This window comes from Synechococcus sp. R3-13 (assembly GCF_047462195.1).
Taxonomy (GTDB): domain Bacteria; phylum Cyanobacteriota; class Cyanobacteriia; order Thermostichales; family Thermostichaceae; genus Thermostichus.
This window is the reverse complement of the sequence record NZ_JANSIO010000301.1, coordinates 1-296: the sequence shown is the minus strand read 5'-3', so window position 1 is coordinate 296 and position 296 is coordinate 1.

Genomic DNA, 296 nt, shown 5'->3' with positions numbered 1-296 from the left:
TGCTCCGCAACGCTGACGCGACGACGCGACCAATGTTTTGGGTGTGGGTGTAGTGCCCTAGTTTGAATCGAAATCAAGGTTTATCCCTAGTTCTTCGACTGGAATCTTCATCAGTGGCAGCCTCAAGCATGGCCTTGTAACTGTTGGATGAGCCAGCTAGCAGCAGCAGTGTTGGTTTGGGTGGCAAGTCGTTCCAGGGCTTGTTCAAGAAGAGCTATTTCTAAGCCTGTCAGCACCTGTGACTGGGAGATTGCCCTATAACGCCCCCCCTCAGCTAGCCCAAAGGCAAAGACGCG